Origin of the sequence: Candidatus Macondimonas diazotrophica (genome assembly GCF_004684205.1) — a bacterium.
GTDB lineage: Bacteria > Pseudomonadota > Gammaproteobacteria > UBA5335 > UBA5335 > Macondimonas > Macondimonas diazotrophica.
Genome location: NZ_SRIO01000034.1, coordinates 1 through 5,988, shown reverse-complemented (window position 1 = coordinate 5,988; position 5,988 = coordinate 1). Strand labels below are relative to the sequence as shown.

Annotated in this window: 4 protein-coding genes; all 4 read right to left on the bottom strand. The window is 66.9% G+C overall.

The annotated features are described in order from the left end of the window. Positions 1–13: 13 nt before the first annotated feature. Positions 14–1,711 carry a hypothetical protein gene (locus E4680_RS13300; RefSeq protein ID WP_135282910.1) on the bottom strand — a complete coding sequence of 566 codons (1,698 nt, stop codon included), beginning with the start codon at positions 1,709–1,711 and terminating at the stop codon, positions 14–16. A gap of 2 nt (positions 1,712–1,713) precedes the next feature. Next, positions 1,714–2,676, bottom strand: coding sequence for a hypothetical protein (locus E4680_RS13295; protein WP_135282909.1), 963 nt, complete (start codon positions 2,674–2,676; stop codon positions 1,714–1,716). Positions 2,677–2,688: 12 nt separating this feature from the next. Beyond that, a complete protein-coding gene (locus E4680_RS13290; protein WP_135282908.1) occupies positions 2,689–3,870 on the bottom strand; it encodes a hypothetical protein in 1,182 nt (393 codons plus the stop codon). Positions 3,871–3,880: 10 nt separating this feature from the next. After that, positions 3,881–5,988, bottom strand: a 2,108-nt coding sequence (locus tag E4680_RS14145; RefSeq protein WP_167792520.1) for a coiled-coil domain-containing protein, incomplete at its 5' end; no start/stop codon positions are given.

Sequence of the window (5,988 nt, the reverse complement as noted above, 5' to 3'; positions counted from 1 at the left end):
GCTGGGCGGCGCATCAGGGGTTGATCGCCCGAAAACGAATGCCGCACTCCACCACCTCGGCGGTGTGCCACACCAGGGTCACGGCATCGCTCATGCGCCACAGCGGCACATAGCACACCAGCGCGACATCGCTGGTGAGCACCAGTTGGCCGGTGGCGCTGCTCAAATCCAGGCTGATGGTACCGTCGCCGTGGTTCACCGGATTGCTGATGCCGCGCACGATCACGGTGCCATCGCGCAACACCAGGGCGATGACCTGCCGGGTCGGGTGCGTGCCGAGCAAACCGGCGGGATCGACCAGCGCGAAGCGCGCCGCCACGTCCGAGGCGCCGATGTGCTGCACCAGCGTCAAATCGTCCTGCCAGGTGGGCAGATACACGGGCACCCGGGCGCCGGCGCGGCGGGCGAGAAAGGCGCGAAAGTCCTGGATCGCCGGGCGGCCTTCGAGCAGCCACGCATAGCTGCGCCAGAAGGCGCTGAAGGTCTGCCGCGGCCAGCGCGCCCAGGGGCCGATGCCGGGGTCGAACTCATCGCGGTAGGCGCTCCAGCCGGCGTCCGGCGCATCGCGCCAGTTGGGCTCTTCGAGGTAGACCTCGATGCCGGCGTGCGTCACCGGCGCGGCCGCCACCGGCAGGTTGGCGTCATCGCGCGCCGGGTCCAGCTCGATCACCGTGCGGGCGATATCGATGATCGCGGAGCGGCGCTGCTGCGCCCATTCCGCGGGCAAATAGCCAAAGGTGCCGGGGAAGACCTCGGTGCCGGCCGGCCAGGACTGCGCCACCGCCCGCGCCGTGGTGAGTGTCCCCGGCGTCCAGGTAGCGATATCCACCACCTCGTGCTGTGTCGGGCTCGCCCAGAGGATCGCCACGCCGCCATCGCGAAACGCGAACAGGCTGTCACCGGAGAGCGACAGGCTCATCCCGCCGCTGTTGAGCGGGGCGGCGAGCTGCGCCGCGTCCGTCCACACGGGAATCGACAGCGCGCGCCATTGGGCGCTCCAGAGCAGATGTTCGAGGGTCTGGCGGCCCACCCCATCGGCGGCGAGCGTGTAGGCGAAGGTGCGGCGCGGCACGGCGCGCTGGCTGATCGCCTGTTCCGTCTCGTCGCCGGCGGTGAGAATCGCGGTGCGCCACTCCAGCGTCTCCTCCAGCGGCTCGCCCTGGTTGGGGTCCACCGGAAAGAGCGCGAAGCGCACCCCCAGGATGCGCAGATCGTAGGTGATGCCATCCACCACGAAGCCGTAGGTGGCGTCGATGCTGGCCGGCCCTTCGGGGTCGGCCGTCAAGGTGTACTCGAACATCGCGAGCGGCGCGGCCACCACCGTGGGGGTGGGGCCTGTGAGGCTCAGCCCCTCCGCATGGGTGGCGTTGATCGCGGTGAGGTTCGCGTCACTCAGAAACGCATTCCAGAAGTACACCGTCTCGGTCTTGGGCACGATCACATTGCCCACATCGACCGTGCGCGGGATCAAATGGATGCGGAAATAAAAATCCTCCAGCAGCCCCGGGCGCACGGCGCCACTGCGCGTGGCGCCGATCGGCTCCAGATCCAAGGTGCGCGCGCCGCGAAACACCGGATCTTCCTGGGCATCCCGCGGGCCGGCAAAATAATAATCCAGCACATAGCGGTAGAGTTGCGCCGCCAGGTGCGGGTTGTCGTCCGGCGTCTTGGGCTGGGTGGTGGTGAACTCCCGCCCGGCAAAGGTGGCCATGCTCAAGGCCCGTCGTAGCGCACGGCGAGGCCATAGTCGCCGGAATGGTAATTGCTGCTCATGCCGCTGCCGCCAGTCGGCGGATCCGGCACCGCGGCATTTTTCAGCAGCACCGGGTAGAGCTTCCACTGGTCCGCGCCGATGGTGATCACATCCCCCAGGTTGTAGTTGCGCAGCCGGCAAAAGCGCAGGTGGGCGATCTCGCCAAGCACGATCAAATTACCGCTGCTCGCCTGCCCGAACAGATACCAGGGCACCAGGTTCATGCCCTGATTCCAGGGGTTCAGGCTGCGCAGGCGCAATTCGTAGAGCGAGCCCGGCATCAGGGTAAAGATGGTCCCGCTCGACCCCAGGCTGGTCTCCCACCAGGTGCGCCCGCCGGTCTCGGCATGGAGATAGCTGCCGGCAAACTGGGTGCCCCCCGTGGTCGAGAACCCGCCTTGAAAGGGAATCAGCTCGTAACAGGAGCCACTGCTGGCGCAATAGCGATTGAGACGAATCCTGAGATCAGCCGGCGTATTCTGAAACGGGCTCAAGCTGCTGAACGAACCCACGCTCGCGCTGTAATAGCCGCCGCCGGTGAAGTTCGCCGCCTTGTTGATCTCGCCGATCAACAGATGCTGGCTGTAGCCGTTGTTGTACTCGATGAAGCAAAAGAGCTCGTCCGGGCTCGCCGTGTAGTGAAAGAAATAGGTGATCGGCCAGGTGAAGTTGATCCCAAAGGCGGGGTTCATCAGGTAGGCGTAGCGGTTGTGCGGCGCCCCGGTGGGGTTGCCGCTGCCGTCCTCGCCCGTGCCGCCGCGCATTCTCAGCCAGGCGGTGGTGCTCGCCTCGAATTCGGCATAGACATCGCCTTTTTGCAGCATCTTGCCGCCGATCAGCGTGTAGCCCTGCGCCTGCGCGAAGTTGAATAGCTCCGTGCGCAGCGCGACGAAATCATTGACGGTGCCGGTCTGATAGGCCATCGAGCCCCCTGGTTAGGCGCGCCGAAAGGCGATGTAGTCGCGCACGCCGGTGCGGTGAATGTTGCGCACCACCTTGAAGGTATTGCCCGCGCCGTCGTCGATCACATCGCCCACGGCGAGCGCGAAGCCCGAGATGAAAAACACGTCCTGCAAGGTGCCGTAGAGGCCATTGCTCGCATCCATCAGGTGGATCGGCAGCAACTGGCGCTGATCGGCCGGGGTGGCGTCCTGGGTGGGCTCCGTGGTGTTCAGCCCGAGCGTCAGGTCGGAAGAGTTGTTGTCCGCAAACCAAGGCCAGGGCTCCACCGTCTTCCAGGTGCCATCGATAAAGTAGATCCGCTGGCGGGTGGCATTGGAGAGCATCCCCAGCACCCGGGAGGTGTCGGAATAGCGCGTGGTGCTCTCGCCGGAAATGCTGCCGGAGACCAGCATGGGGAAGTCGTATTCGTTGGGCGTCATGTTGGGCAGGTAGAGCCCGGTGTAGCCGGCATCCGTGTTGCCCTCCACATTCACCCAGAAGGCGATCTTGAGGTCGGTCACGCTGATCCCGCAGGGGATGTCGAACTGCCACAGTGGCACCGTGGCGCGCACCATGTTCGGCTGGCTCGCCCAGGGGTTGCTGGCCACATAGCCGATCGCGCCCTGAAGGACGATGTTGTAGTAATCCGAGGGTACCGACTGGAGCGTCTTGAAGCCGCAGAACACATCCGAAAACCCGGAAATGTTCGGCCCCTGCAACAGAATGGTCCAATCCGCGGTGCTGTAATCCTCGGCGTTCAGCGTCCAGCGCTGGGCGCTCGGCAAGGGCGAGGCCGTGGCCGCCAGGGTGAACTGATCGTTTACGGCAAAGTTCGTGCCGCCGGCCGTGATCTGGAACTGAATGATGCCATTGTTGTAGGCCACCCCCGTGGTGGCATTGGCCTGGGCGCCCGACACCGAGCCGCTCACCGACCACACCTCGGCGCCCGGCGTCGTGGCGTCGGTGCAGGTGAGGGTCCAGGTCTCGGTCGGCGCGGCGACCGCGCTGTCCGTCTCCACGATCACGCCGTTGCCGGTGCCGCTGTAGGCGCTCTGTGCCAGCCAGGCGCGCCCGGTGGCGATCTGGCGGAGCCGCCAAAACAGGTTCTTGTGCCCATTGCGGCCGTGCGCGGCGGCATTGCCGACGCCCGGAATGGTGGTCTCGACGTAGGCCATGGGGCTCCCGTTATTTGATCCGCGAGCGGTTGCGGTTGATGGTGTTCACCACGAACTCATCGCCCGCCGGGGTATCGGCCACGGCGCGCATCAGCTCGTCGCGGTCGAGAAAGTTGTAGACGCGCACCGTCGGCGGCTTGCCGGCGCTCTTGCCGCCATTCAGCACATGGCGCGGGTCGCTGCGGGTGAGGACTTCCTCGTTTCGTTGGAGCAGCGAAAGCACCTCATCGCCACCCACCAGGCCGCCGCTGTGGTAGCGCGGCACCCCGCCCAACACATCGAAGGGGTTGATGCGGCGCTTGGGTCCGGTGCCGGCCAGGCCGCCGCTGTGGTTGGTGCCGACCAGAAACTCGGCGATGCCGCTAACAAATGCGTTGCCGCCCGAGCCGCCCAGCGCCCTCAGCACCTGGATTCGGATGGTGGTTTCGGCGATATACCGCAGCAGGTCCGCAAAAAAGGTGCGGGCCGCATCCTGGGCACTCGTCATGCCGCGCGCGAAATCGCTGATCGCGCTGGTCAGGCCGTCGGCAATGGATTCGTTAATGCGCCGCGCAAACTCCTGGGCCTCGGTGTTGAGGCTTTGCATGCCCGTCTGAATGAGATTCAGGTTTTCCAACGCGATCTGCGCGTCGTCCGCCGAAATCAGGCCATCGCCGCGCAGCGTCGCCACCAACTCTTGCGCCTTGGCGATCAAGGACTCCAGCCGGGGGTCCAGGTCGGCGAGTTCGGCGCGCAACTGATCCCCCGCCTCGCGCGCGGTGAGGTTGCCGAGTTCCTGCTGTGCCTGAATCCGCTGGATGATGGCGTTGCGCAGCTCCAGCGCCTTGTCGATCTCGGCCTGGACGCCGGCGAGCTGTTCGCCGCCAAAGGCCTGCCGGGCGGCCGCCAAACGGCGGTTCATGACCTGCTCGGCCAGGGTCGCGCCCTCGCGGTCCACCCGATTCAGGGCCTCGATGGTGTCGCGGTATTTCTGGCGGATGAGCTCGAGCCGGGCATCGAGGTCGGCGTCATCCTCGGCGCGCAGTTGCAGCAGCTCCTCGCGCAACTGGTCCTTGACGCTGTCGACCTCCCCTTGCAGGCGCGCGGCGACCAGGCCCTCGGCTCGGGCCACCAGATCCGCGCGGCCCAGCTCGCGCAGGCCGGTCAATAGCGCATCGTACTGCCCGCGAATGTCGGCCAGGCGCGCGGCCAGGCCGCGATCCCCCTGCCGGTCCACGTCCTGTTGCAGGCGCGTCAACTCCCGGGTGAGCTGGATCTCGGTTTCCAGGCGCAACACCTGTTGCTCGGCGGCGATGGCCTGCGCCACCAGGGCGTCGTCGGCGGTATCCGCCGTGCGCCGCGCGGCGGCGGCCTGCTCCTCGTATTTGCGCACGATGAGCGCGAGCTTTTGCGCGAGCGTGTCGGCCTTCAGTTCGGCGATGCGGTCGTTGGCCTTTTTGATCGCCTCGGCCAGATCCTCCAGCGCCTTGGGGTCGACGGGCGTCGGCGGCTCCCCTTCCGGCGCCGCGGCCGGCGTCGGCAACCGCACCGCGGGCAACAATTGGCGGGCCAGTTCGTCGCGCTTCTGGACCAGCAGGTCGAGCTGCTCGAACGCCGCGTCCAGATCCCGTTTGGTCGAGGGCGACATGATGTCGAAGCCCTCGCCGAAGCGGTCGCGAATGCTCTGCAACAACGCAATGCGGCGCTCGACTTCCTGGATCTGGGCATCCGTCGTCGCCACCTGCGCCGCCGTGGCGGCACCCGGCGCGCCGTCGAGCCCGTCCCGAGCGCGGCGCAACTCTTCCAGCTCCCGGCGCAGGTCCGCGAGCTTGGGTATCGTCTTTTCGGCGTGATTGCCCCAGGTGACAATCAGCGTGGCCAACCCCACCGCCCAACCCACCGGGCCGGTGCCCGCACGGGCGACCGCCGCCAACACCCCCAGGCTCCGCGTCAGGCGCACGATGCGCGCCGTGGTCGCGGCAATGCCCACCAGGGTGCGGGCGCCGAAGGCCAGCCCCAGCGCCAGGGCGATGCTCTGGATGTTCTCGACCACCGGCGGCACCAGCCGCACCAGCGCGGCCAGGCCATTGGCGATATCGTTCAGGCCCTGGCGAAAAGCCGGGTCGTCCAGGGCCTCGG

Excerpts from the sequence above, each read along its gene's own strand:
- E4680_RS13295 (WP_135282909.1), bottom strand. The coding sequence starts at position 2,676 with ATGGCCTATCAGACCGGCACCGTCAATGATTTCGTCGCGCTGCGCACG.
- E4680_RS13300 (WP_135282910.1), bottom strand. The coding sequence starts at position 1,711 with ATGGCCACCTTTGCCGGGCGGGAGTTCACCACCACCCAGCCCAAGACG.
- E4680_RS13290 (WP_135282908.1), bottom strand. The coding sequence starts at position 3,870 with ATGGCCTACGTCGAGACCACCATTCCGGGCGTCGGCAATGCCGCCGCG.